Annotated in this window: 34 protein-coding genes and 2 tRNA genes; 26 read left to right on the top strand and 10 right to left on the bottom strand. The window is 53.9% G+C overall.

Annotation, left to right across the window (positions count from 1 at the left end; all coding sequences use genetic code 11):
* Positions 1-6 precede the first annotated feature (6 nt).
* From A3L10_RS10100 to A3L10_RS10085, 4 genes are all read left to right on the top strand, one after another.
* A complete protein-coding gene (locus tag A3L10_RS10100) occupies positions 7-582 on the top strand; it encodes a YiiX/YebB-like N1pC/P60 family cysteine hydrolase (protein ID WP_088867487.1) in 576 nt (191 codons plus the stop codon).
* A gap of 89 nt (positions 583-671) precedes the next feature.
* On the top strand, positions 672-1,010 hold the full coding sequence (locus tag A3L10_RS10095; RefSeq protein WP_088867486.1) for a heavy metal-binding domain-containing protein: 339 nt from the start codon (positions 672-674) through the stop codon (positions 1,008-1,010).
* Positions 1,011-1,012: 2 nt separating this feature from the next.
* Positions 1,013-1,717, top strand: a complete 705-nt coding sequence (locus A3L10_RS10090; RefSeq protein ID WP_088867485.1) for a YhfC family glutamic-type intramembrane protease — start codon at positions 1,013-1,015, stop codon at positions 1,715-1,717.
* A gap of 5 nt (positions 1,718-1,722) precedes the next feature.
* Complete coding sequence (locus A3L10_RS10085) at positions 1,723-2,106, top strand: PadR family transcriptional regulator (protein ID WP_088867484.1); 384 nt, start codon at positions 1,723-1,725, stop codon at positions 2,104-2,106.
* Here A3L10_RS10085 and A3L10_RS10080 read toward each other — a convergent pair.
* The 3 genes from A3L10_RS10080 to A3L10_RS10070 are packed head-to-tail and all read right to left on the bottom strand — an operon-like array spanning position 2,087 to position 3,888.
* The gene (locus A3L10_RS10080; RefSeq protein ID WP_088867483.1) at positions 2,087-2,479 is read right to left on the bottom strand and encodes a sigma factor-like helix-turn-helix DNA-binding protein; all 393 of its coding nucleotides are present in this window, start codon (positions 2,477-2,479) and stop codon (positions 2,087-2,089) included. The two genes, A3L10_RS10085 and A3L10_RS10080, sit on opposite strands and share 20 nt — an antisense overlap.
* Positions 2,472-3,173 carry a hypothetical protein gene (locus A3L10_RS10075; protein ID WP_088867482.1) on the bottom strand — a complete coding sequence of 234 codons (702 nt, stop codon included), beginning with the start codon at positions 3,171-3,173 and terminating at the stop codon, positions 2,472-2,474. Before A3L10_RS10075 ends, A3L10_RS10080 begins: the two co-directional genes overlap by 8 nt.
* A complete protein-coding gene (locus A3L10_RS10070; RefSeq protein WP_157726935.1) occupies positions 3,160-3,888 on the bottom strand; it encodes a hypothetical protein in 729 nt (242 codons plus the stop codon). Before A3L10_RS10070 ends, A3L10_RS10075 begins: the two co-directional genes overlap by 14 nt.
* 91 nt (positions 3,889-3,979) lie before the next feature.
* Between A3L10_RS10070 and A3L10_RS10065 the strand changes: the two genes are divergently transcribed.
* Entirely contained in the window at positions 3,980-4,780 is an 801-nt protein-coding gene (locus A3L10_RS10065; RefSeq protein ID WP_088867480.1) for a class I SAM-dependent methyltransferase, read from the top strand.
* On the opposite strand, the gene A3L10_RS10060 is transcribed toward A3L10_RS10065, so the two are convergent.
* Both A3L10_RS10060 and A3L10_RS10055 read right to left on the bottom strand, forming a co-directional pair.
* Positions 4,764-5,147, bottom strand: a complete 384-nt coding sequence (locus tag A3L10_RS10060; protein WP_088867479.1) for a multidrug transporter — start codon at positions 5,145-5,147, stop codon at positions 4,764-4,766. The two genes, A3L10_RS10065 and A3L10_RS10060, sit on opposite strands and share 17 nt — an antisense overlap.
* Positions 5,148-5,372: 225 nt before the next feature.
* The gene (locus A3L10_RS10055) at positions 5,373-6,167 is read right to left on the bottom strand and encodes a nitrilase (protein ID WP_088867478.1); all 795 of its coding nucleotides are present in this window, start codon (positions 6,165-6,167) and stop codon (positions 5,373-5,375) included.
* A 508-nt stretch (positions 6,168-6,675) separates the two neighbouring features.
* On the opposite strand from A3L10_RS10055, the gene A3L10_RS10050 reads away from it, so the two are divergent.
* Entirely contained in the window at positions 6,676-7,323 is a 648-nt protein-coding gene (locus tag A3L10_RS10050) for a metallophosphoesterase (protein ID WP_088867477.1), read from the top strand.
* Between the two features lie 101 nt (positions 7,324-7,424).
* Positions 7,425-7,766 carry a transcriptional regulator gene (locus tag A3L10_RS10045; protein WP_088867476.1) on the top strand — a complete coding sequence of 114 codons (342 nt, stop codon included), beginning with the start codon at positions 7,425-7,427 and terminating at the stop codon, positions 7,764-7,766.
* Here A3L10_RS10045 and A3L10_RS10040 read toward each other — a convergent pair.
* From A3L10_RS10040 to A3L10_RS10030, 3 genes are all read right to left on the bottom strand, one after another.
* A complete protein-coding gene (locus A3L10_RS10040; RefSeq protein WP_088867475.1) occupies positions 7,763-9,451 on the bottom strand; it encodes a DUF4910 domain-containing protein in 1,689 nt (562 codons plus the stop codon). The genes A3L10_RS10045 and A3L10_RS10040 overlap by 4 nt on opposite strands.
* A 61-nt stretch (positions 9,452-9,512) precedes the next feature.
* Positions 9,513-9,920 carry a hypothetical protein gene (locus A3L10_RS10035; protein ID WP_088867474.1) on the bottom strand — a complete coding sequence of 136 codons (408 nt, stop codon included), beginning with the start codon at positions 9,918-9,920 and terminating at the stop codon, positions 9,513-9,515.
* Between the two features lie 9 nt (positions 9,921-9,929).
* The gene (locus tag A3L10_RS10030; protein ID WP_088867473.1) at positions 9,930-10,643 is read right to left on the bottom strand and encodes an RAD55 family ATPase; all 714 of its coding nucleotides are present in this window, start codon (positions 10,641-10,643) and stop codon (positions 9,930-9,932) included.
* A 249-nt stretch (positions 10,644-10,892) separates the two neighbouring features.
* Between A3L10_RS10030 and A3L10_RS10025 the strand changes: the two genes are divergently transcribed.
* Positions 10,893-11,357, top strand: coding sequence for a hypothetical protein (locus A3L10_RS10025; RefSeq protein WP_088867472.1), 465 nt, complete (start codon positions 10,893-10,895; stop codon positions 11,355-11,357).
* Here the strand turns inward: A3L10_RS10025 and A3L10_RS10020 are convergent.
* The gene (locus A3L10_RS10020) at positions 11,310-12,368 is read right to left on the bottom strand and encodes a glycosyltransferase (RefSeq protein WP_088867580.1); all 1,059 of its coding nucleotides are present in this window, start codon (positions 12,366-12,368) and stop codon (positions 11,310-11,312) included. The two genes, A3L10_RS10025 and A3L10_RS10020, sit on opposite strands and share 48 nt — an antisense overlap.
* 74 nt (positions 12,369-12,442) lie before the next feature.
* Here A3L10_RS10020 and A3L10_RS10015 point away from each other — a divergent pair.
* The 17 genes from A3L10_RS10015 to A3L10_RS09935 all read left to right on the top strand — a co-directional run bounded on the left by A3L10_RS10015 (position 12,443) and on the right by A3L10_RS09935 (position 22,731).
* Positions 12,443-12,520 (top strand) — tRNA-Pro (locus tag A3L10_RS10015).
* A gap of 514 nt (positions 12,521-13,034) precedes the next feature.
* A tRNA-Gln gene (locus A3L10_RS10010) sits at positions 13,035-13,110 on the top strand.
* A gap of 407 nt (positions 13,111-13,517) precedes the next feature.
* Entirely contained in the window at positions 13,518-13,733 is a 216-nt protein-coding gene (locus A3L10_RS10005; protein ID WP_088179716.1) for a hypothetical protein, read from the top strand.
* A 4-nt stretch (positions 13,734-13,737) separates the two neighbouring features.
* Positions 13,738-14,172, top strand: coding sequence for a DUF7344 domain-containing protein (locus tag A3L10_RS10000; protein ID WP_088867471.1), 435 nt, complete (start codon positions 13,738-13,740; stop codon positions 14,170-14,172).
* Between the two features lie 166 nt (positions 14,173-14,338).
* The gene (locus tag A3L10_RS09995; RefSeq protein ID WP_232461032.1) at positions 14,339-15,007 is read left to right on the top strand and encodes a DUF1102 domain-containing protein; all 669 of its coding nucleotides are present in this window, start codon (positions 14,339-14,341) and stop codon (positions 15,005-15,007) included.
* 1 nt (position 15,008) lies between these two features.
* Positions 15,009-15,560 carry a DUF1102 domain-containing protein gene (locus A3L10_RS09990; protein ID WP_088867469.1) on the top strand — a complete coding sequence of 184 codons (552 nt, stop codon included), beginning with the start codon at positions 15,009-15,011 and terminating at the stop codon, positions 15,558-15,560.
* 72 nt (positions 15,561-15,632) lie between these two features.
* Positions 15,633-16,142, top strand: coding sequence for a DUF1102 domain-containing protein (locus tag A3L10_RS09985; protein ID WP_088867468.1), 510 nt, complete (start codon positions 15,633-15,635; stop codon positions 16,140-16,142).
* Positions 16,139-17,206 (top strand): signal peptidase I, encoded by a 1,068-nt coding sequence (locus A3L10_RS09980; protein ID WP_088867467.1) that lies wholly within the window; start codon positions 16,139-16,141, stop codon positions 17,204-17,206. Before A3L10_RS09985 ends, A3L10_RS09980 begins: the two co-directional genes overlap by 4 nt.
* The gene (locus tag A3L10_RS09975; protein WP_198362074.1) at positions 17,203-18,648 is read left to right on the top strand and encodes a hypothetical protein; all 1,446 of its coding nucleotides are present in this window, start codon (positions 17,203-17,205) and stop codon (positions 18,646-18,648) included. The genes A3L10_RS09980 and A3L10_RS09975 overlap by 4 nt, the downstream gene beginning before the upstream one ends.
* The gene (locus A3L10_RS09970) at positions 18,645-19,667 is read left to right on the top strand and encodes a DUF5305 family protein (protein WP_088867466.1); all 1,023 of its coding nucleotides are present in this window, start codon (positions 18,645-18,647) and stop codon (positions 19,665-19,667) included. Before A3L10_RS09975 ends, A3L10_RS09970 begins: the two co-directional genes overlap by 4 nt.
* A gap of 111 nt (positions 19,668-19,778) precedes the next feature.
* Entirely contained in the window at positions 19,779-20,315 is a 537-nt protein-coding gene (locus A3L10_RS09965) for an inorganic diphosphatase (protein ID WP_088867465.1), read from the top strand.
* Positions 20,316-20,351: 36 nt separating this feature from the next.
* Positions 20,352-20,912, top strand: coding sequence for a DNA-directed RNA polymerase (locus A3L10_RS09960; RefSeq protein ID WP_088867464.1), 561 nt, complete (start codon positions 20,352-20,354; stop codon positions 20,910-20,912).
* Complete coding sequence (gene spt4 / locus A3L10_RS09955; RefSeq protein ID WP_088179707.1) at positions 20,909-21,097, top strand: transcription elongation factor subunit Spt4; 189 nt, start codon at positions 20,909-20,911, stop codon at positions 21,095-21,097. The genes A3L10_RS09960 and spt4 overlap by 4 nt, the downstream gene beginning before the upstream one ends.
* A complete protein-coding gene (locus A3L10_RS09950; RefSeq protein WP_088867463.1) occupies positions 21,097-21,627 on the top strand; it encodes a GTP-dependent dephospho-CoA kinase in 531 nt (176 codons plus the stop codon). Before spt4 ends, A3L10_RS09950 begins: the two co-directional genes overlap by 1 nt.
* Entirely contained in the window at positions 21,617-21,913 is a 297-nt protein-coding gene (locus A3L10_RS09945; protein ID WP_088867462.1) for a 30S ribosomal protein S24e, read from the top strand. The genes A3L10_RS09950 and A3L10_RS09945 overlap by 11 nt, the downstream gene beginning before the upstream one ends.
* A gap of 1 nt (position 21,914) precedes the next feature.
* Positions 21,915-22,070, top strand: coding sequence for a 30S ribosomal protein S27ae (locus A3L10_RS09940; protein ID WP_088867461.1), 156 nt, complete (start codon positions 21,915-21,917; stop codon positions 22,068-22,070).
* Between the two features lie 73 nt (positions 22,071-22,143).
* Complete coding sequence (locus A3L10_RS09935) at positions 22,144-22,731, top strand: HemK2/MTQ2 family protein methyltransferase (protein ID WP_088867460.1); 588 nt, start codon at positions 22,144-22,146, stop codon at positions 22,729-22,731.
* Here A3L10_RS09935 and A3L10_RS10355 read toward each other — a convergent pair.
* A complete protein-coding gene (locus tag A3L10_RS10355; protein ID WP_168169225.1) occupies positions 22,709-22,846 on the bottom strand; it encodes a hypothetical protein in 138 nt (45 codons plus the stop codon). The genes A3L10_RS09935 and A3L10_RS10355 overlap by 23 nt on opposite strands.
* 143 nt (positions 22,847-22,989) lie before the next feature.
* On the opposite strand from A3L10_RS10355, the gene twy1 reads away from it, so the two are divergent.
* Entirely contained in the window at positions 22,990-23,991 is a 1,002-nt protein-coding gene (twy1, locus tag A3L10_RS09930; protein ID WP_088179703.1) for a 4-demethylwyosine synthase TYW1, read from the top strand.
* Positions 23,992-24,033 lie beyond the last annotated feature (42 nt).

Genomic DNA, 24,033 nt, shown 5'->3' with positions numbered 1-24,033 from the left:
ATATGTATGAGGAGATACGCCCTATTTGTGCTCCTGCCTCTTGTTTTTCTGGCGTTTCAGTCCCCGGCCCTCGCCCTCAGCGGTGGAGGGGGAAGTTACGAGCATCCGTACCCAACGGACGTGATGGTCGGGGACGTGGTTGTGGGACACAGCCCGAGCAGCGATTGGCTCATTCCCGGCCACTGGACGCACAGCGCCATGGTGGTCTACGAGGAGAACGGTGAGTGGTACGTTGTGGAGGCGTGGTTCAGCGGAGTTAGAATAATAACCCTAAGGGAGTACATGGCCAGGTACGATGAGGTCGCGCTCTTGAGGGTCTCGACATCCGCAGAGGTAAAGGCCAACGCCGTTGCCTTCGCCATCGCCCAGCTCGGGAAACCCTACGATTTTGCCGTCTGGACAAAGCAGGTACATGGAGACCGATACTACTGCTCGGAACTCGTCTGGGCCGCTTACATCGCCGGCGGCGGGCCCGATATCGACGCCCATCCGCACTTCTCGTGGAGGTACCTCTGGGGAGTGGCTCCCCAGGAGATATACGACGACGATGACACCCACGTGGTCTACCAGCACTCCGCCTGACCTTTCCCCACTCTTTTTGCCGGACAGAAAGCCTTAAATACTTTCAACGTCAATAATACCTCGAAGTTCGATGCATCGAGGTGACAGGCATGAGTGATTTTATCATAACGACCACCGAGGAAATCCCCGGCTATCGCGTGGTCGAAGTCAAAGGCCTCGCGAGGGGCGGCATAGTCAGGGCCACTCACGTCGGAAGGGACATAATGGCGTTCTTCAAGAACCTCAAGGGCGGAGAGGTTCAGGAGTACACCCAAATGCTCGCGGAGGCGAGGGAGGAGGCATTGAGGAGGATGAAGCTCCACGCTGAAGACATGGGAGCAAATGCCGTCATAGGGGTCCGCTTCATGACCTCCGCGGTCGCCTCCGGTATGGCCGAGATATACGCCTACGGTACGGCGGTGGTCGTTGAGAAGATTGAGGAGGAGTGAGCATGTATCTCCTCCCGTTCCCCATAATAGGCGGGCTGCTGGCGTGGGCAACGATTTACTTTCTTGGCTTCGAGAAGCAGAGGTGGGGAGAGTTCGCCCTCGGTTTGGCCGCGTTCTTCATAGCCATGATTATCCAGAACCCCGTCCAGCAGCTTCCCCTCCTCGGGATGGGAATAAAGTCCAACGCCGACGTTATAGCGAGAGGAACCGCGTTCACCATAGGTGTTTCGATATGGCTCGGTCTTATCGCTGGGATAATACAGGAGGGAGCGAAGTACCTCCTGGTGAAGGGAAAGAGCCTGAACACGGGGCTCTTCCTCGGCCTGGGCTTCGGAATAACGGAGGTCTTCATCATCGCCGGGGCGGCCCTCGCGGGAGCGCTGGCGACCGGAAAGCCGCTCGACGTCCCGCTAAGCACGGCACTCATCTCGATGGTGGAGCGCTACTTCGTCGTCCTCTTCCACGTGGGGACCGGAATATACCTGGCATACGCATACAGAGAGGGCTACGGGAAGACCGGCCTTATGGCGATGATAGGAATCCACACGGTCATCGACTCGATGGCGGCGTACTACCAGCTCACGAAAAGCGCACCGGTCATGTACGCGGTAGAGGTTATAAGCGCCCTCGTCGCACTGGGTCTGCTGTACTACACGATTCCGAAGGCGAAGCTCGAGCTTCCGGAGGAAGAGGAAGCCCTGTGGTGAGCGACGTGCTGATAGATAGAAAGGAGAAAGCCCTCAAAAAGCTGAGGAAGGACCTTCGCTCAGGACTCTACTCCTACCTAGTCCTCCTGCTCCTGGAGAGGGAAGAGGAGCTACACGGCTACGCGATACGGAAAAGGCTTGAGGAGCTGAGCGACGGCAGAATCGTGCCGAGCGAAGGGGCACTCTACGACATCCTCAAGAGCCTGAAAAAGAGCGGCCTAGTTCAGGACACCTGGGCGGAGGTCGGCGGGAGACCGAGAAAGTACTACTCCCTCACGAAGCTCGGACGGACGGTTCTAGAGGAACTCAAAGCAGATGTGGATGCAATACTGGAGACCTTTGAAAAGATGGAAAAGGCGGAGAAGGGCATCAGCTCTCTAAAGCCTTAACTAGGTATCCTCTGTCCAGCTTTTTTGTTATCCCCATCTCAACGGCGTGCTCGAGCACGTAATCGGGAAGTTCCTCGCCGAAGAAGGCCTTTATCCCCTTCCCCGGGAAGTAGAAGGCGTAAACGCGGACGTTTTTATCGAGGCACCTCCCCCTCGCGACCATGAATCCCTTCTCGGCGTTAACCCTCACAATCTCCCACGAGAAAACCTCCGCGAGGCCGAAAAAGGCCTCAAAGAGCTTCACCCTGGCATCTTTTAGAGCCTTGTTTACCGCCTGGCGGGAGATCCCGAGGGCCTCGGCTATCTCAACCTCGCGCATTCCCTTCGCCTTCATCAGCCAGACCCTCTCCATGCCCTCTGGAAGTCTAAGCATTTTCCATGGCCTCCCTAATGAGTTTTAGAACCTCTTCCCCTCTATCCGAGGAGAGCAGATAAGACTTTCCGTCCGCGACTATGAGGATGAGATCGCCCCTTTGGAAGGTCTTTACTATAAAAACTATCAGTAGGACGAAGAACGCCCCCGGGATGAGGGTTTTTGGGCCCCACTTGAAGAGAGGGAAAACCACTAGAAACGCGGCGCATACGAACGCCGCCAAGCGGAGGAAGGTCTTTTCGCTTTTTGGGAGGGTTTGTGCAAGGAAGAAAACTGTGAAGGTAGAGATTACAAAGACGTCCATGTAGAGCCTGAGTCCGTTATTCCCTGCATTCAAAATCACGAGGTCAGTGAGGGCCCACAAAACCACCGCGAGCCAGGTGAGGGAGTAGGCTTTGAAATGCCTCGTTATGCTTCCCCGGTCAAGCCTCGATAGGAGGGATATCTCCTCGATGGAGCTAAGCTCTATCTCCTGCCTTATGAGCCAAAAGCCGTAGAGGAGAATGAGCTTTCCGTCTCCAACCTTGGCGCCCATACCGTTGGAGAAAATCCAGAGGCCTATGAAGATGGGCTCCACAAAAAACCCTGTGAGCCTGGAAACGTACCACGCGACGGATATTCCAATAAGTCCCACCGAGAATAGAAATAGCGGGAGACCCCTAACCGGAAAAGGGGCCGCCTTAATCAGCCGCATTCTGAAATCCCCTCCCATCCTGAAGTTGGACCATTTCCCTCAGAACCCTAAAAGCCCCTCCCCGGCTCTCGATGGCTATCAGATAGCTCCTCCGGGAGGTTTTCAGGACAATATAATCCGTTCTGTAATATCCAACGAGCAGCAAGAAAGCCATGAAGGTTGCCATGAAAATTGAGAACTCGTCAATGGAGCCTGGTTTCACGCGGTTCACGAGGAAACCAAGGACTGGGGGTAAAAGAACGAGGGAGAAAGCTTGGGTTTCTCTCTTGAAGGGCAAAACCATGAAGCCCAGATACACCAGCCCGGTGGCCTCAAGGACGAACCAGCTGTTAAGGCCGTACTCCGCCACCAGAGGGGGGGTGAGGATTTCAACAAACGCGAAAATTATGACGGAAACGATGAGGATGAACATCCCCGGAAATTCTCTCGCCATGACGGCGTTCTCCAGGCGATTGACGGTCTTCAACTCCCTGATCTCGGCAACTCGGACCTCGGAGCAGAGCTTTCCAAAGAAGTACCGGAACTTCAGCCTCTCCCCTTCAACCTCGACCGACGTTCCCCACGACGCGGCCAAGAAAAACCAGCCCAGGAGGGAAATCCAAACGTAGCCTAGGAGAATAGGAACAAACAGAATGAGGGCACTGCCCACGGCAGCCAGGAAGAGTTGAAAGCCAGAGAAGTTCATCGGCACCGCACCCTTGATCCGCATACCCATCACCTAAGTGTCAACCTATGTAAGTTGACAAAATATTTAAGCCTTTCGATGGGTTTAAATAATTTCACACATTCCTCACCGTGGTGATGGGATGTCCCTTGAGGAGCTCTACCGCTACATAAACTGGCGAATGAACCCGGGGGACGAGAGGGCGAGGGAGAGGTTCGAGAGGATAGAGGAGTTCTTCAAGAAAATCTCCGGTGAACTGCCTTCAAAGGGCAGGGTTCTGGATATATGCGCCGGAACCGGCATAGCGGGCGTTGCCCTCGCCAAGGTAACCGGAGCCAGACGCTTGACGGTCCTCGATGCAAGAAAGGATGACCTCGAGCTGGCGAGGGAATGGCTCAGAATGGCTGGGATAAACCCTGAGCTGAGGATGGTTCAGGGGGATGCCAGGGAAGTCGGAAAGCTGGTGGACGAGCACGACGTTGCGGTGCTCTGGGGGTTCACAATGCCGCACTTCGACCCCTTCGATGCCGTCAGGCTCTTCGCGGGGGTTGCCCTGTCGCTCAGCGATGATGGCGTTTTCCTGATAGAGGACATGGACAGGGTTTACTGGATAATGTACCGCATCGGCTACAGGAGGTTCCTGGTTGAGGGAAGGAGGGACGGCCACACAATAGCGTCCATGCACGAGGGCTACGACTTCGTCAGGGGAACTTTCAAGAGGGGCTACTACCTTCTGCCGGAATTCAGGAGGATAAGCGGCGTGGACTTCCATTACTGGGACATCTCAACGCAGCTCGCGATAGGAAGGATGTTCTTCAGGGAGGCCCGGCTCATACCGGGGGAGAGCCGAGGCGTTGAGAACACCTGGGGCGTGCTTTACTTCAGGAAACCAAGAAAAGACGTGGCAGGGCTTGTGCTGGAGGACTTCAGCGCTCCGCTTTGAACCTCATCTCTATTTCCTGGCTCGCGTTGCCGTTTTTAATCACTAGGTAGTAACCCTCGCCGGAAACGTTGATGTCGAGGGTGACGTTCGTGACGTTCTCCCATCTCATGAGGACGTTATCGCTGTTGCCTTCAAAGTAGCCGGATTTCGACGAGACCACGTAGGCGGAGAAGGGCCTCTCGGCGAGTATGTAGCCGGCTATGTGGGAATTCACGGGCAGAATCTCGGCCTGAACGTCGTTCGGCCCAAAAAGGATCCTCTGGTATGAGTAATCATCGGGAAACATCTCCGCATTGACGACTAGGGTAACCACCACCGCCACCGCAACGGGCACCAGCAAAAGGAAGTATCTTCTCCCTCTCGTCATCAAATACCATATTTGGCCTTGGTTCTTAAAACCCTTTCGAATCATCGCCCCAAAAAGGAAACAGGGGATAGAGCGGCGATTTTTCATGAAGATCCTGCAAGGAAGGAACGCAAAGGTTGGATGTTATTGCATTCATCCAACCAGGTTTTGATAATATCACAACCGAATTGCCAACACTTCATAACTCCAGGAGGGAACATGGGAAAATTCCAAAGAGAGGAAAAGTCAGGGCGTGTAGAACTCGGGTCGCCTGTCGGCGAATACATCGTTGATGTCGTTGAGCCTCTTGTCCCGCGCGAGGGATAGGTCAACCTCGACGACGGCCACCTCCTCCCTATCCTCGCTCCCCATGGCCAGCACCTCGGCCTTCGGTGAGGCTATGGTGCTCTTGCCTATGAACCTAAGTCCGCGTTCCTCCCCAATCCTGTTCGCGGTTATCGTGTAAACCCGGTTCTCTAAAGCCCTGATCGGCATAGCCCTGGGCGCGTAGGGCATGACGAGGTTGCTCGGGTGGGCTATGATGTCGGCACCCTTTAAGGCAAGCGTTCTAGCACTCTCCGGGAAGAACCAGTCGAAGCACACCATGACGCCGACCTTCGCGATGCCGATGTTGAAGACATGGAATCCAAGGTTTCCCGGCTCGAAGAAGAGCTTCTCGCGGTAGAAGAGATGGACCTTGCGGTACTTTCCGATGTAGCCGCTCCCTATCGGCCCGGTCATCACAGCCGAGTTGTAGAGCCTCCCCTTCTCGTCCTTTTCGGCGGTTCCGGCGACTATGAAAACTCCCAGCTCCCTCGAAAGCTCCATCAGAAACTGAGTCGTTGGTCCATCGGGAATCTGACCCGCAACCTCATCAACCTCATCCCGGCTCTCGAAGTTGTAGCCGGTATCAAAGAGCTCCGGCAGAACGACGAGCTGGGCACCCCTATCGACCGCCTCACGGATCAGCTCCTCGGCCTTGGAATAGTTAACCTCCGGCTCGAGAAGGGCCGGTTCCATCTGAACGTAAGCCACCTTCATGCTACCACCGTCCTAACATCGCCCGCGAGATAGATAAGGTTAGCGGAAGGCCTTTCCAAACCTCAGACCCAATGACATTGGCAGATAAATCCATTGTTGTTTTAAATCAGCTATTGCGATAGGAATAACAACGCATTCATCGTAAAAGCTAGATGTGTTTACGGAATGACAGCAAAAAGGACCAAGAGACGTGAAAAGTTGGGGAACTCAGAACCTGCTCTCACACGGCTTTTTGGGGCAGTTGGAGCAGCACGGCAGCTTTTCGACGGTTTGAAGGTAATCGACCCTTTCCCATGGAAAAGCTTAAAAAGGAACCGCTGGAGCTATGGCTGGAGAGAAAGTCAGGGGTGATGATCATGAAGAGGCGCCCAAGGAAGTGGAAGAAGAAGGGAAGGATGAGGTGGAAGTGGATCAAGAAGAGGATTAGGCGCTTGAAGAGGCAGCGCAGGAAGGAGCGCGGACTCATCTGATGCTCCTCCTTTTCTCCACCGTTTTGCCCGGTGGTTCCATGTACTCTTTTGAATCCTTTGAGCGGCTCTCAATGGAGATTGAAACTCCCAGAGGGAAAACTCTCCTGATAGCCGACCCCCACATAGGCTTTGAACTATCCCGAGGGCTGAGGATACGCACTCACTTCGAGGAGAGCCTCGCGGAGTTCATAGCCGAAAAAGACCCCGACCTGCTGATTCTGCTCGGCGATCTCAAGGAGCCGATAGGACTGAGCTTCACGATGAAGCGCCTCCTTATGGGTTTCTTCTCCGATCTCCGGGGAATACCTACGGTGATAACCAAGGGAAACCACGACGGCAGGATAGAGGAAGTGGCCGAAAAGTTTCCCAACGTTGAGGTCGTCGAGCATGCACTCATCGGAGAGGTTCTGTTCCTCCACGGGCACACAAACCTTCCAAGGGTGGAGTTTTCGGAGGCCTACCTGGGACACATACACCCAGCGTATACGTTCAAGAGCGGCGGGACATCCAGGAAAACGAAGGTCTTCTTCCGCGTGGGCAGGTTTTTAATCCTCCCAACCATCAACCCCTTCATCGAGGGCTTCGATGTAAGGCAGGGGATAAAGATGGTGCCCTTTCTGAAGGATTCAAGGGAGGGGGAGGCGTTCCTCCCGGAGGGCATTTACTTGGGGCGTGTTCCGCTATAGGAACAAGAGGTTGCCGTTTTGTCCCGCCGGTGGGGAAAGTTTATTAAGGTATGAAGGGAATACTTCATAGGTGGGATAAAAGTATATCAGGTGACCCGGAGATGAGTGACGTCTACGAGAGACTTGAGGCACTGCTGCGTTCGCTTGGAGTTAAGAAGACGGAGCTGCGGATATACCGCCTCCTCCTCGAGAAGAGCGAGCCCATGAGGATAACCGAGATACAGAGGGAGCTCGGCATAAGCGAGCGCTCGGTTAGGGAGCACGTCCTGAGCCTGTACCGCAAGGGCATACTCAGGAGAAGGCTCATCGAGCAGGGATGGCTGGGCTACGTATACACAGCCGTCTCACCGAGCGAGGTGCTGGAGCACTTGAAGGAGAACCTGATAAAGAGGATAAACGAAATCGAAAAGGAGCTCAAGAACCCCTCTAAACAGAGGAACTAGAGTACCTCTATAACCCCAGTCTTCTCCAACAGGGCTAGGAGCTTCTCCAGCTTCTCTTCTTCAACTTCCCCGAACTCCTCCTTCAGCGCGCGCATTGCATCCTCCTTTGGAAGGAGCTCGCCGAGCATGAGAAGCTCGTGGAGGTGCACCAGCGTTTTCCTGTCCTTCGTCAGCTCTTTGAACTCCTCGTAGGCCTTTTCGTCGATGCTCTTTATGAGCGCGCCCGATACCTGCCCTTTTCTAACCCACCGCATCCAGGGCTTCCTCTCGAAGGGGTGACCGCTCTCGATGCCCAGGAAGTGCGAGTCCCTGGCCAGGCCCATCATGACTAGCTTCTCCGCGTGTTCGGTGTCCCTCTCGAGGGAGAGCTCGCCGAGATACTTCATGGCATAGCCGCGCGCAAAGCGCTGGAGTTCCTCGGTTTCAGCCTTGGCGAGTGCCAGGGCGGTGGCCAGAACGGCCCTGCCAATGATTTCTATGCTGGTTTTGCTCACCTTCTCAACCGTGTCCTCGCTGGAGTGATAAAAGCGGTCCGGCCAGGTTATCGACATCACCGACGGGATTCCAAAGAAGTTGAAGACGTCGTGGTCGCTGCCCATCTCGTAGGGGTAGCTCTTGAGCTTTAAACGCGGCATTGGACTTCCCGAGAAGCTCTTTCCGGCGGCGTTGGAGAGCCCAAGGAAGTACTCCAGAAGGCCAGAAACCACCGAAAACCTCGACAACGGAGTCCTTACAAGCATTATCGTTGAACCGGCTCGGTCCTCGCTTCCGGCCACCATGTCGAGGTTTATGACGGCATAGTACCTGTCCAGCCCCGCGTAGTTCTCCACGAAGGCCTGGGTTCCGTAGTACTCAGGAATCCACAGAAAGGCGAAGCCGAATCGGAAGGAGTCGTCGTAGAGCCTCCCCAGAACCCTCGCGAGCTCCATCAGCATGGCGCTTCCGGAGGCGTTGTCGTTGGCACCTGGCTTCGGATGACAGATGTGAGCGGTGAAGAGAACGAAGGGTTCCCTTCCCACCTCCGCGTAGAGGATTGGCAGAACCTGACGCTCGTTTATCTGGGTCTCAACCTCAATCTTCGCCTCGACCTTCTCGCCGGAGTTCAGCTTTCCCACGATGCCCTTTGCCAGGCTTTCGGGAACGGCAACGGCGGGAATCTTCGCCCATTCTAGGTCATCCTTGGCGAGGAAAAGGCCGATGTAGGGAATCGCATCCCCGGTTCCCTCGCGGTAGGCGATGAATCCCAGGGCACCGGCCTCATTGGCCTTCCTGTAGGCGTCGCGCCAATCTCTTCCGACCAGAACTATCTTCCCCTCGGCGTTCTCCCAGTCCTCCTCGCGGGCTATGTGCACGACCTCACCCTCGGCCTTTCCGCTCGGTGAGTGGGCCATGACGACGAGGGGACTCTGGGATGTCGTCAGTGTTTTCTCCAGAACCTCGACCCTCCCATGCACCAAGTCCCATGCTATGGGAGACTTCAGAGTCAGGAACCAGCTTTTTCCGTCGTAGAACTCCTCGTAAAGCTCCGCGTTGATTCCCCATATCCTTAGCTCCTCCCGGATGAATCGAACGGCCTCCGGGAGCTCCTTTGAACCCTGTATCCTGTGGAATTGGCTTATCTCGGCTATGTAGTGCAGAACGTTTGAAGGGTCAAAAACCTCGGCTTCCTTTAAAAAGCGCCTCATGACTATCCCCAAGCATAGTTCTCCAGGGAATATTTAAGGTGCTCGCATAGAAAAATGGAAATCAGCGCCCCATGTGAAGCATCCTCGGCGGCTTCAGGTGCCTCAGCGTGTCGAGGAGCTCGGGTGGAAGAAGGAGCCGCGTGGTCTCAAGGAAGCGGACGAACTCCATCTCCGGAGCCCCGGCCGTCTCTTCGGCTTCCTCCGGAGCCACCTTGGGCCTCGGCCGCTCCTCACCGGCGGTTTCCTTTCCGAGCCCCTTCCTTATCTCCTCCTCCCTCTTTTTCGCTCCGTCCAGCTTCCCACGATTGTAGGCGTTCTTGACGAGCTCGTAGACGCCGAGCTCCTGTGCCCTCGCGTAGAGCCTCTCCCTGCGCTCGCGGACCCACTCCGCCCACTCGCTGTGCCCCTTGTAGCCCACGAAGTAGCCGAACTCGTAGGCCTCCTGTACGAGCTTCTTCGCTTCCTCCATGCTTCCACCTCAGAACGGCGCCTCCGGGTAGACCCTGATGCCCTCTTCGGTGAAGCGGAGCTTCTTGAGGTTGCTGTCGTGGGCAACGCCGTGCATCTTCAGAACCTGGAGGGCCCTTATCATCTGATAGTTCTTCATGAAGTGGTGGAGGACTATAACGCCGTCGGTGAGGTAGTAGTCCTCCGTGTAGTTCTCGGAGCTCATCATCTCGGCCACTATGAGGCACGTAACCCCGCGCTCGTGGAGCTTCCTTATGAACCTACCCAGCGCCATCCTCTTGTGCTCGGGGTCGAGAACCGAGTACTCCAGCGACGTGAACGAGTCTATGACCACCCTCTTGACGCCCTCCGCCTCGATGATGCGGAGGATGTTCTCAAATATCTCGCTCCAGGTGAACCTCCTCCCGGCTCCAAAGATGCTCTCACCCATGTCGTAGAAGAGTATCCTCTTCGACTTGAGGTGGGTCAGGAGCCCGAAGTTGTACCTGAGCATGTCCTGGGTTATAATCTTGGGATGCTCCAGAAGGGATATGAACAGCCCCTTCTCATCGTTTTTGGCGCCCTCAACCAGAAACTGAATCCCGAAGGTCGTTTTTCCGCTGCCAGGGGGCCCGATGATCAGGTACACCCTGCCGGGGATAAAGCCTCCACCGATGAGATCGTCGAGTCCCGGAACGCCGGTTGAAACCCTGTCAAGACTCTTGAGGAGTTCTCCCACGTACATGATCACTCCCTCCGTATTACATAAACGTTCCCAGGGTATTTAAGGTTGAAGTGTCCAATGATGTCCAGATGAACCCACAATGTGAGAAGCGGTGTGAAGCGTGACGTAACCGGATGACACATAGAGAAGCCAAACTCCGCCCTCCAAATGGCCTAGAACCGAAGGAAATCCGAGGCCATAACATTGTGAGGCAAACAAACGGATAATAATCCCAAAAGGTTTATATCTCGGCCCAGGTTACTACCAATCATGAGAACCAGGACCTCTGAGGGAATCTTCGGGTTTCTCGTAACATGGCTCACTGGTGGTCTCCTCCTGCTGGAAGACTACTTCAACCCCTCGTGGTTCTTCAGGAAGCGCATCTGCCTCGGGATTGCGGACATCGAGTGGAGCCTGCGGTGCCACGATTTCTTTGACCTGCTCTTTCTCGTGCTCCCTATCGTCGCCGTGGCCCTGGCCACATGGCTCTTCAGGAGATGGGAAGACGCAGACGGGCTTTCACTCTTTGCCCTCACGGTAGCTTTCGGCTTTCCTGGAACGCTGGCCTTTTTCATCCTTATCGCGACGGCGATCTCGAAAAGGCTCCCCACTGGAATCGGAGAGGAGTTTGCCCTAGTTATCTCCTTCGTTTACTTCATGACGGTGATAGGAGTTGCCGCCGGGGCGCTAGCCCCACGTCACGTGCCTGTTGACGAGGAAGCGCACGACGAATGAAACGACTATCCCGATCAGGTTGGCGACGAGGTAGTACAGCCCCAGGTAGACGAGGCCGGCGTAGATGAGCCACTGAACAACGGCCCCGGTTAAAGCCGCTATGTGGAACGTGAGGAGCCTTCTCCAGAGGGGCTTTCTCTTGAGGTCCTTGAACGTCCAGAGGTCGTTCCAGGTGAAGTTGTTGAGTATCGCCAGCTCGGTCGCCGGGACGTTGGCGAGTATCTTGTCCCAGCCAAAACCGGAGACGAAGAGCCAGAGAAAGCCTTCGTTTACGAAAACGCCGGAGAGACCGACGAGGGTGAATTTGATCAGCCTGTCCAGCTCCCCCTCCCAGCGCATGAGTCTGTAAACGTGTCGGAGGTAGTTAAGCATCGTCTTCGTCCCCAGCTTGCTCTCCCCGGCTTTCCTGAGACCGAAGGTGAAGGGAACCTCGGCCACCTTCCCGTATTTGCCCTTGATCAGAATCTCCATGAGGATTTTGAAGCCGACCGGATTCAGATTTACACCTTCAACTACCTCCCTCCTGAGGGCAAAGAAACCGCTCACCGGGTCCTTGACGTTCCTTATCTTGGGCAGCGCGAGGCGGCCTATCATTATCGCGCCTCGGGAGATTAGCTTCCGGTACCAGTACCAGTTCCTCACGCCGCCACCCGGAACGTATCTACTCGCGATGGCCACCTCGGCACCGTCTTCAATGGCCTTCAGAAGCTCGGGAATAACCTCCGGTGGATGCTGAAGGTCGGCGTCCATGACAACGAAGACATCGCCAGAGGCCTCTCTGAATCCCCTTATCACGGCCGAGGAGAGGCCTTTCTCCTTGGTACGGCGTATCACCTTGACGGGATATCTTTCACCCAGTTGCTGAGCAAACTCCCAGGTTCTATCGGGAGAATCGTCGTCAACTATGATGATTTCGTAATCGTAACCCTCAAGCGCTCTGCTGATTCTATCGAAGAGCTCCTCAAGGTTCTCCCTCTCGTTGTAGGTGGGAACTATCACGCTGATTCTCAAGGGGCTTCCCTCCACCTTCATCAAACTGTTCCGTAAACTTTATAAGTCCTGCCCCCGCCCTTAAGGGCGGGCATGGGGCCGTGGGGTAGCTTGGCCTATCCTTCCGGCTTCGGGAGCCGGGGACCCGAGTTCGAATCTCGGCGGCCCCACCACAACGAAAGACAAGGGGGCTCCGCCCCCTTATCTCTCTGTACTCTCAAACCCCCGGAGTGGGGCTTCGCCCCACAACCCCATTCTTCTCTAAAACTCCGGGGGGCTAACGCCCCCACACCCCCAAGAACTTCGCCTACACGACGTCGAGTTCTGCTCAACGCAAGGATAACAGTCCCGCAGAGTTTGATCAAAAGGTCGTGATTCTTATTGAGTGGTCAGATCTTTAGTAGATTTTCTTGTTTTAGTGGTTGGATTGTACGTTGGATTCATGTCGAAAGGGCGTTTTTTGGCGGGTTCAACTTCAACCTGCGCTCCTCCGGAGCGCTAAAAAAGCCGAACCTATCGATGGTTGTCTTTTTTGGAATGAATCCGGCCAAAATTGCAGATTTCAACTTAAACCCCCCGTTGCCTAGCGGATTCTAAGTAAGGAATCACGAACTTTGATGAAACTTTGCATGGCAAAGTTTCAAGGATAAAATTTATAAATCCCGCCCTGAACCTATCAACGGGCACAGCCCCGTGGTGTAGCGGCCAAGCATGCGGGACTCTGGATCCCGCGACCGGGGTTCGAATCCCCGCGGGGCTACCATTCAATCGGGCTCCAGACCTTCGAACCCCACAATCTTCCTCATTCTTAGTTCGACTTTCGAACCACACATTATACTTTAAGAAGTATTCCCTTGGTTCTCAGTATTCCCACGTTACCATTGGGGAAGGTTCAATGTTCCAACTTCCATGGGAATTTGTCCAAGATACTGTTGGATTTTTTCCAATATGTAGTAAAATCCACAATGATGTTGGAAGGCTCGGCCAGAGAACAGGAAGATAACGGGGGCATTTCCCAGGCTCGTTTTGAAAACAGGAGATTGAGCCAAGAATGGGTATAAAACAGCCCCGAATTCCAAAATCGGACTTTTCAGGAACTTTTAAATACTATGTCGCTAAGTTTCAAAGTGATGTTACATACTTATTGCTTAACATGGAGGGGGTGAGGATGTGAGCAATGTAGTTAACCTGGAGGTTGAGATTATGAACCTCCTCAGGGTCCACGGATCACTCAGTGTCGCTTTTCTGACGCGGTTCCTCAATGAGAGAGGCATTTTCTGCACGAGGCAGAAGGTTGAGAGAACCCTCAGGAAACTAGTGGAGCAGAAGAAGGTGGAAGCATTCTACACCAATGGAAATAAGAGAAAGCATTACAGGTTGCGGTGATAGAATGGGCGCGACAACCACGATACTCGGAAACGACAGAAGAATGTTAATGATAGAGTACCTAAAGGAGAAAGAGGGACACGCCGAGCTCAGGGAGCTCGTTGAGTACATAGCCGAGAGGGAAGGAGACACAGATCGGAAGCACAGGAAAAGCGTCTACGTCAGCCTGGTTCAGACGCACATTCCCAAGTTAGAGAGGGAGGGCGTCATAACCTTCAACCACGGCGTCGTCACGCTCCTGAAGGTTCCCGACGATGTGACAGTTTACATGGAGGTAGTCAACAAGCACGACATAAGCTGGAGTACCTTCTACATGGGAACGTCGGTAATATTCATCATCGCGGGCTGGTACTTGGGCAGCATGCCGTTGTTGCTGGCTGCCATGGTGTATCTGATTATAAGTATAATCCACCACAAGAAGATTAAGAGGCTGTTTTAGCAGAATACTGCTACAATCCGTCTCTTCTAATCAAACTGGGCCCTTTTACCTCTGGTAACGAGGGATTACCACCCAGTAAGCCGGAATTTACTATATAGGTTGACGTCACTATAGTCAATGAGACATCCCTATGATGGCCTTCGCCTAGGGTGTCGGTTTGGAAAACATGGAGGAATGTACCATGAAGAAAATTTTGGCCCTCGGTATGCTGGGGCTGATGATCGCGGCGGCCTTTGCACTAGGCACGAGCGCTACCTTCAGGGACTACCGGTCCCAGAGAAGCGTCCACATCGCCGTCGTTCCAGACGACGATGAGCTCATCGATCTAACGCCGGTCCAGCCCTACGCATACATAAATGATGGAGGGCAACTGGTTATTGACTTCTCAAAGAACAACCCCCACTGGCCCGGAAACCCGGAGTACAACAAGGATTGGGAGAAGTGGTGGATTTGGGAAGACGACCAGCCCGTGGCGCCGAAAGGAGCCGGCCTGAGCCCGCAGAGCAGGTACAACTTTGACCACGTGTTCAACGTGAGCAACCACCTCTGGGAGCAGACGCCCATTGTTGTCAGGATTATCTCCTCAGATGATGGTACCGTCTCATTCTATGACGCTGAGAAGGGGAAGATGCATGACACCAGCGACTATGACACCACCCCCACAAGCTCTGACACTGCCCTTGGAGACGTCTGCTTCCTTCTTGAACCCGGGGAGGCCCTGGGTGTTGGCATGGAACTAGCAGGCAATGGACTCGGCAGCAAGGACGTGACCATAACCATTATGGCGTGGCCAGCAGACAACGTTCCGGATGACGTATCGTGCGGAGGTGGCTGAGATGAGAAAAATACTCGGACTCCTTGCACTGATGATTGGACTACTAGTCGCCGTTGCTGCCAGCAGCGCCCACTTCGCGTACTTTGAAGCGGAGAGGAACGTTCACATTCAGATCGTCCCCGACGACAATGAGCTCATTGACCTGACACCGCTCCAGCCCTACGCGTACATAACAGGGAAAGGTATGCTCGTTGTAGAGCTCAGTAAGAACAATACGGAATTCAAGAGACTCGTGAAGGAAGGATTTGACCCCGGAGAGGGCGTCAGCCCGAACAGCACCTACGTCTTTGAGGAAGTATTCGGCGTGAGCAACGACCTCTGGGAGCAGACCCCAATCTGTATGGAAATATCCTACTCCGGTGACGGTGGAATCCTCTTCTTTGAGGGCGACTACGTGCCCGGCCAGACCGTTGGCAGCGACCATCTCAAGGTTACCATAATGCCCGGAGACGTTGCAAGGATAGGCATGATCCTTGACAGCACTAATATGAACGCCGGAGAGTCCATCACAGGTCAGTTACACTTCTACGCAGTAGCTGGAGAGTGTAAGTGAGGACCTCAGTGATAGTTTAGTTTGTGGAGCATTTGCTCCTTTTGTCTTACTTTATTATTAGGGGGAGAGATGATGGGAACGAAGACAAAGATTGTTACGGGCATTGGCATTATGATAATCCTGCTCATCGGAGTCTGGGGAATATATCCCCCAGACCCACTCACGGTTGTGTATGCCACTCCAGAGGAGGGAAACCCCTCAGTAGAGAATCCCCTTCCCCCGTATGCGTATCTGGAGAATGAAGTTCTTGTCGTCGACATATCCTCAAACAACCCTTTTTATCCCGGAGAAGGTGATGGACTTAGTGTAAACACCACCTACGTTTTTGAGGGAGTGTTTACAATCGAAAACAACCAAAGCGAGACTGGATACGATGAGATATGCGTGAGGATAAGCTCAAAGACACCTAAAATAGGATTCTTCGTGGACGATTTTGAGGGCAGTTGGAGCGAAGTCATTGAGGTGACCCTTCAAGCCGATGAGAATGTAAACATCGGAGTGTGGGTCGATACCCACGGCCTGCCCTTAGGAGATTACAGCGAGAGCATAACAATAGAAGCCTGGGGAGGAAGCTGCGGATGAGGGCGTTAATTGAATATCCCCTTCTTGCAATCATTGGTATCCTAGTTATTGGATCATTAGCAGGGGTACTGTTAGACAGACCCGTTTTCATGTCCTATGCGTATTCTGAAAGCATGACCCCTACAATAAACAAGGGAGACATATTCTTCATAAATCCACTGGCAAGAAATCCAGACGTTGGAGACATAATAGTGTTCCAGACTGGGAGCGTATGGACGGTTCACAGGGTTTACGCTGTGACGGAAGAGGGCTACATAACCAAAGGCGACAATAACATTGCAACAGACCAGCAAAGCCATAACATCCAACCTATATCCAGGGATAAGATAGCTGGAACCGTGGTGACTGTTAGTGGGACTCCTATAAAGATACCCCGGCTGGGGAACTATCTCGAAACCGGTATCTCTGACAGAGGAAAGATACTCTTTGCTGGACTTTTGATCATCGTCGGAATTCTAGCTTTTACGGGGGATGAGGCGTCGAAGAGCGCAAAGAGAAGGAAAAAAAAGCTCACAATAAAGTTTAAGACCCTCTACGCATTGGCATCGGTCTTTCTCCTCCTAATGGTTGCAGTTTCAACATTTGTATCCTGGGAAGCAATCCCAATAACGTACTCCGTGACCTCTGCCGGAGGCCTGAGAGAGGGATGGTATCTCCCCGGTGAGGAGTTCCAGAACGAACTCACGATCAAAAACAACAACATATACCCCATGCTGTATTATATCTCCCCAGGACCAACGATAACTGATGTATCAAAGGAAGAGTTCAAGCTGGGAGGTGGGGAGGAAGAAACCATCGTAGTAACCATCAAAGCCCCACAGACAACTGCCATGTACGCCCCCAAAGTCCAGGTCAACGCGTACATCCCCATACTTCCGTCCTCAATTGTTGGTCGCCTCTATCAGATTCATCCAATGGTTCCTCTCCTAGCAATTCTACTCGAGATATCTGCATTCTTGGCAGTGCTTTACATGGTCTCAGGCGTCGGAAACGAGGATGTTCTTAGAATCAGGAGAAGGAGGACTTCCTTCCTTAGAGGGATATCGGAGGTGTTTAGGATATGAAAGCTCTATTCTCAATCATCATAACACTTGCACTGGCATCGCTGATTCTCGTAGGCTCCAGTGGAACTTTTGTAAGCTTCGAGGCATCGAGAGAGGTTAAGGTTCAGGTTGTACCCCACGAAAATGAATACTTAGGCTTTGACTGTGAAGACGGCTACGCCGCAGTTGTGGAGGTGGGTCCCCACAGCGAGACCGACTTTGATGCATTAACTGTCAGGAACTACCTGAACGAAATGAAGAACGTTTGGATACGGCTGGATCCGGACTACTCAGGTCTTCCGGGCAACGTTGACATGTTCATAGAAACGGAAGACGGAACCGAGAGAATGATAGCATCGGAAGACGAGTACACATTCGCCGGACACGTGAGCGTGAGTGACGTTGTGCCTGGGGAGTATGTGATTCCAGTCACCATGTACGCCCGCTGGAACGGGGGAGATGCCGTCATAGAGACCTGCTCCATAAAACTAATCGTAAGGGGCGGGCCGACCATCGAAAAGATACTCCTTCACGGCAACACCAGCGATATACCACTAAAGACGTATCAGGAATGGGTCTTCCAGATACTTGTGACAAATCCCACCGGAGAAGACCTCACCCTGACCATAACCGACACGATACCTGCGGAATTCAACGTGAGCCTAGGCAGAACCAGCGCAAGTGCCGGCACGTACAGGTTCTGGGCAGCGAATGAGGGACACCAGTGCGGAGGACATTGTGGAGGCGGACACGCCCAGCCGGCCACGAAGATGGAATGGAACGTAACGATCCCGGCGGGAGGAAGTGCCCACATAAACGTAACTATATTCACCAGGATAAACAATGGAGGACAGCAGGAGTTTACCTCGTGCGGAGAATACCCACTGAATGAGGGTGCCGAGATAAAAGGCTACGACATCAGGAGCAACGGAATCAACGTCACAGTGAAGTGTGACGGCGGCAACGACTGCAAGCTCCGCGTTGCCAACCGCTGGATCAGCGGACCCGGATGTTTGAAAGTCAACAAACCCGCTGACTATCACACACGAATCTTTGTCAAAAACACCGGCAACGAAAAGGACGTAACGATAGTTCAGTACGTAGGCAAGTACTTCACACTTGAAAACTACGTCCCGAGTAAAGGTACCGTCTCAACCACCAATATGCCGGACGGAAGGACCCTAGTAACCTGGACTCTTCACCTTACCCCAAGGGAAACCGCAAAGCTCAACCTATACGAACACACGGACGGGATAAGCATACACTGCAACAGGAAGAAGGTCATGTTGGTTAGTCGCCCATGCGTGGTAGGATGCGGATGCAAAAGCTGTCCGAAATACGTCTACGTTTACAAATGCGGCTGCCACGGAACTGGAGAAAACATAGTCGGGGTAAACGAAGTCAACGACATTGATGGCCCCGGGTTAGAATCAGACACTGGCATGGAGGCATGTGAAGGATGAAGAAAGAAGATGTTTCGAGATTTATTAGGAGGAAGGAAGTCCTGGGAGTATTCCTGATTCTCTTCCTAGTGTTTGGATTTTATTCCGTGAAGCTCATGAGCGCAAGCCCGTACGTGGTGAACACACAGAGACTTGGAACGTTCAGGGAGGAAGGCCAGCTAAAGCATGCCGCCTACCTCAAGCCCAACGAACTCTACGGCTACATGGTGTTCAGGGACGAGTACCCAATATCCCTAGTCGACAGGTTCCTGCTGATGTACACGTACCGCTCAGACCCCCCGCTGAGCAGCGGCACATACGAAGTCACGGGAAAGGTCATCTACTACGTCAACAAGGGTAGTGATGAGGTCATAATGTGGGAGGAAACCCTCTTTGACGAGAAGGGTAAGCTCCAGAATGGTGGATTCACGGTTGAATACACGCTTGATATGGGCAAACTTGACGAAATGAACGCAAACGTGGCGGAAGAACTCGGAATCCGGAGATTGAACCGGCGCGTTATCATCACAACCACCGTTGAAGGAACCGGGGAAGTCGGTGGAAAGACGATAAACGAGAACTTTGATCAAGAGGTGGAGCTAGTAAGGGACGGCGGTGCGGGCCTTTACTACTTCACGGACACAACCAAGACCGCAAAGAGAACGCTAACAAAGACGACCAGGGAAGAAGTCAGCGCAAACGTTCTGGGAGTGGAGAGCGACCTGGATACAGCCAAAGTGGTAACTACACTGCTGGCACTCCTCATGCTGGTACCCCTCCTCGGATACGTGTACACCGCAAGACCGCCCAAGGATGAGCTGGCCAAGATAAGGCCGTACATAGTCAAGGGCGCACCAGGGCCCGTGCAGAAGAGGGTCGTCCTGAAGACCCCCAAGGATTTGGAGACGACCTTCGAGCTTGTGGACAAGCCGATACTTCACTATATAGACGGTGAGGACGAGGTCTTCGCCATAATAGACGACGGAATATCCTACGAGTACCGGAAGCCATTGCCCCAGGAAGGGGATGAGGCCAACTGAGGGCCCTCCCCTTCCCCCTACTGCTTTTCTGGTTTTCGTAACCAACAACTTTAAAAGCCCTATCCGAAAGGCTAACCTAGAAGTTCTACAAGAGGTAAGAGGTGGTTAGAGATGAACCCGTTCCACGAGCTTGAGCCCGGACCGGAGGTTCCAGAGGTCGTTTACGCTCTCATAGAGATTCCGAAGGGAAGCAGGAACAAGTACGAGCTCGACAAGAAGACCGGCCTTATAAAGCTCGATAGAGTACTCTACAGCCCGTTCTTCTACCCGGTCGACTACGGAATAATCCCGCAGACCTGGTACGACGACGGCGACCCCTTTGACATTATGGTCATCATGCGCGAGCCGGTTTACCCGCTCACGCTCATCGAGGCGAGACCGATAGGCATCATGAAGATGGAGGACTCCGGAGATAAGGACTGGAAGGTCCTCGCCGTCCCCGTTGAAGACCCGTACTTCGACGACTGGAAGGACATAGACGACGTCCCGAAGGCCTTCCTCGACGAGGTTGCCCACTTCTTCCAGCGCTACAAGGAGCTCCAGGGCAAGGTCACCAAGATAGAGGGCTGGGGCAACGCCGAGGAGGCCAAGAAGGAGATCCTCCGCGCCATCGAGCTCTACAAGGAAAAGTTTGGAAAGAAGGAGTGATTTCTTTCCCTCTTATTCCCCACGGGAGGTAAAGGCATGTACAAGCTCCTCAAGATTAGGGACGTTGTGAGAATCCCGCCCAGGATGTTCACGATGGATCCAAAGGAGGCGGCAAAGCTCGTCCTCCGCGAGACCTACGAGGGCATCTACGATAGGGACGAGGGAGTTATCCTTGCGATTATGGACGTCGAGGACATCGGCCAGGGCGTCATCGTGCCCGGCGACGGTGCCACCTACCACGAGGTGGTCTTCGACGTTCTCGTCTGGAAGCCCGAGATGCACGAGGTCGTTGAGGGTGAGGTCATAGACGTCGCCCCGTACGGTGCGTTCATCAGGATAGGCCCGATGGACGGTCTCGTCCACATCAGCCAGCTCATGGACGACTACGTCGTCTTCGATGAAAAGAACAAGCAGTTCCTCGGCAAGGAGACCAAGAGAATCCTCAAGCTCGGGGACGAGGTCAGGGCAAGGGTCATCGCCATAAGCATCAAGAGCCGCGTTATCAGGGAGAACAAGATAGGCCTTACCATGCGTCAGCCCGGTCTCGGAAAGAGGGACTGGATAGAGAAGGAGAAGCGCAAGGAGGCTGAGGCATGACGAAGGAGAGGGCGTGCAGACACTGCCACTACATAACTACCGAAGACCGCTGTCCCGTCTGCGGGAGCAGAGACTTGAGCGACGAGTGGTTCGATCTCGTCATAATCACGGACCCAGAGAAGTCGAGGATAGCGCAGAAGCTGGGCGTTACGGTGCCCGGAAAGTACGCCATAAGGGTTAGATGATGCTGTTCGTACTAACGCCCGAACTCAGACGGGAGCTGAAGGAGCCCTTGGGCGAGCTCGTCCGGGGCGAGATTCCCGAGCCGTACCTTAGGGTTAAGGGAGAGCTTGAAAAAGCGCGTTACGTCGTCACAGTCGGCGACGTGGTCACCGAGAACGTCCTCAAGGTCGGCATAAAGCCGAGCCTGGCCATATACGACCACAGGACGAAGAGGCGGGAGTACACGCCGGACATAGAGACCGGCGCGGTGGTTATGACCGTCCAGAACCCCGCCGGAACAATAACGAAAGCTTTATTAAACGCCATCAAAAAGGGGTTTGGACTGGCCGAAAGGGGCCGGAGGGTTTACATAAAGGTGTATGGAGAGGAAGACCTGGCGGCCATTCCGGCCGTGCTCTACGCCCCCGTCGGGAGCATCGTGCTCTACGGCCAGCCGGATGAGGGAGTAGTGCTTATAAGGGTAACACCCGAATGCAAGCTCAAGTGCGGGAAGCTCATGTCGAAGATGGAGGTGGTTCGCGATGGAGATTAAGGTTACCGAGATTAAGGAGAACAAGCTCCTCGGAAGAAAGGAGATATACTTCGATGTCATCCACGAGGGAGAGGCCACCCCGAGCAGGGCCGACGTCAAGGGCAAGCTCGTGGCGATGCTCGACCTCGACCCCGAGACGGTAGTCGTCCAGTACATAAGGAGCTACTTCGGTAGCAGGATCAGCAAGGGCTACGCCAAGGCCTACGAGAGCAAGGAGAGGATGCTCTACATCGAGCCGGAATACGTCCTCATAAGGGATGGAATAATCACGAAGGAGGAGGAGTGAAATGGGGCAGAAGTGGAAGATGTACGAGGTTCAGGGCGGTAAGGTCAAGAGGAAGAACAAGTTCTGCCCGCGCTGCGGTCCAGGCGTCTTCATGGCCGAGCACAAGGACCGCTGGAGCTGCGGCCGCTGCGGCTACACCGAGTGGAAGAGGAAGTGATTTTTCTCCTTCCTCCGGCTTTTCTACATCCCCTAAGGGTTAACCTCAAAAGGACGTTGCGGTAGATGGTACCATGCCAGTCTACTACGGCATCAGGCTCAAGCTCCACCCACAGGTCTATGAACCGGCCGAGGATACCTTTCTCTTAGCTGAAAATCTCGCGGTCAGGGAAGGAGATACGGCCCTTGACGTCGGTACAGGAACGGGGCTTATAGCACTTCTGATGGCCAGAAAAGCCCGCTTCGTTCTGGGAGTGGATATCAATCCGCTCGCGGTCGAGCTGGCAAGGGAAAACGCGAGGATAAACGGCATCAAAAACGTCGAATTTCGCCTGAGCGACCTCTTCGAGAGGGTCGAAGGAAAGTTCGACGTGGTAACGTTCAACGCCCCCTACCTGCCCGGCGAGCCGGAGGAGCCGATAGACCTGGCGCTGGTTGGGGGCAAGGATGGTAGAGAAGTCCTCGACAGGTTCATCCAAGAAGTTCCGGAGTATCTCAAGCCGGGTGGAACCGTCCAGATAGTCCAGAGCTCGATAACCGGGGTGGAAGAAACGCTGAGGAGGCTGGAAAAAGCCGGACTGAGGGGAAAAATAGTAGCTAAGAGGCACGTATTTTTCGAGGATATCGTCCTGATAAACGCTAAGCCGAGTGATTGCGTTTGACCTCGAAGAGGAATTTGACCCTGGGCCTCTCCACTGGCTCAACCTCGTCCTCGAAGAAGTCAATTTTAATCTCCCTTGCATTCAGCGCGGGTTCTGGCTTCACTCTTTCGAACATGAAGGAAAAAGCGACGATTAGCTTTTAAAGTTTTCGCACATTGCCGAAGTATTTTTCGACGATAAAATTTCCCACCCCCGACCCATCACCTTTTTAAAAGGCTCGTTCAAAGCCAACCCAGAGAGATGAATTAGGTGAGGCTAATGGCGTTAACGTTCAAGTCCAACCCGAACATGCCGGAGGAGATTGCAAGTCTCTTCAGGAAGCAGCACTACGCGCTCGTGGGCAGGCACAGCTCGGTCAAGCTCTGCCACTGGCTAAAGGAGAGCATAAAGCACGACCGCTTCTGCTACAAGCAGAAGTTCTACAACATACACTCCCACCGCTGCCTGCAGATGACGCCTGTTACGGCGTGGTGCACCCACAACTGCATATTCTGCTGGCGCCCGATGGAGGGCTTCCTCGGCACGGAGCTCCCGGAGCCGTGGGACGATCCAGCGTTCATCGTCGAGGAGAGCATCAAAGCCCAGAGGAAGCTCCTCGTCGGCTACAAGGGGATGCCCGGCATAAACATGAAGAAGTTCGAGGAGGCGTGGAATCCAAAGCACGCAGCGATAAGCCTATCCGGCGAGCCGATGCTCTATCCGTACATGGGCGACCTGGTGGAGGAGTTCCACAAGCGCGGTTTCACGACCTTCATCGTCACCAACGGAACCGTTCCGGAGAGGCTCGAGGAGATGATAAAGGAGGACAAGCTGCCGAGCCAGCTCTACGTCTCGCTGACGGCTCCCGACGTCGAGACATACAACAGGGTCAACGTCCCGATGATTCCCGACGGATGGGACAGGATAAAGACCTTCCTTGAAATGATGAACGGTCTCCCCACTAGGACCGTCGTGAGGCTGACCCTCGTCAAGGGCGAGAACATGCACAACCCCGAGGGCTACGCGAAGCTGATAAAGCTCGCCAACCCGATGTTCGTCGAGGCGAAGGCGTACATGTTCGTCGGCTATTCGCGCAACAGGCTCACCATCAACAACATGCCGCGCCACGAGGAGATAAAGGCCTTCGCGGAGGAACTCGTCAAGAATCTGCCCGGATATCACATCGAGGACGAGTACGAGCCGAGCAGGGTCGTTCTCATAATGCGCGACGACGTTGATCCCCGGGGCAGCGGAAGGGAAGGGCGCTTTATAAAACATTGAGTCCCTTCTTCTTCCTATTATGGAAAAAGTTTATTTATTCTG

Origin of the sequence: Thermococcus radiotolerans (assembly GCF_002214565.1) — an archaeon.
Lineage (GTDB): Archaea > Methanobacteriota_B > Thermococci > Thermococcales > Thermococcaceae > Thermococcus > Thermococcus radiotolerans.
Note: the sequence above shows the minus strand (reverse complement) of the source record. Positions and strands in the feature narration are given on the sequence as shown.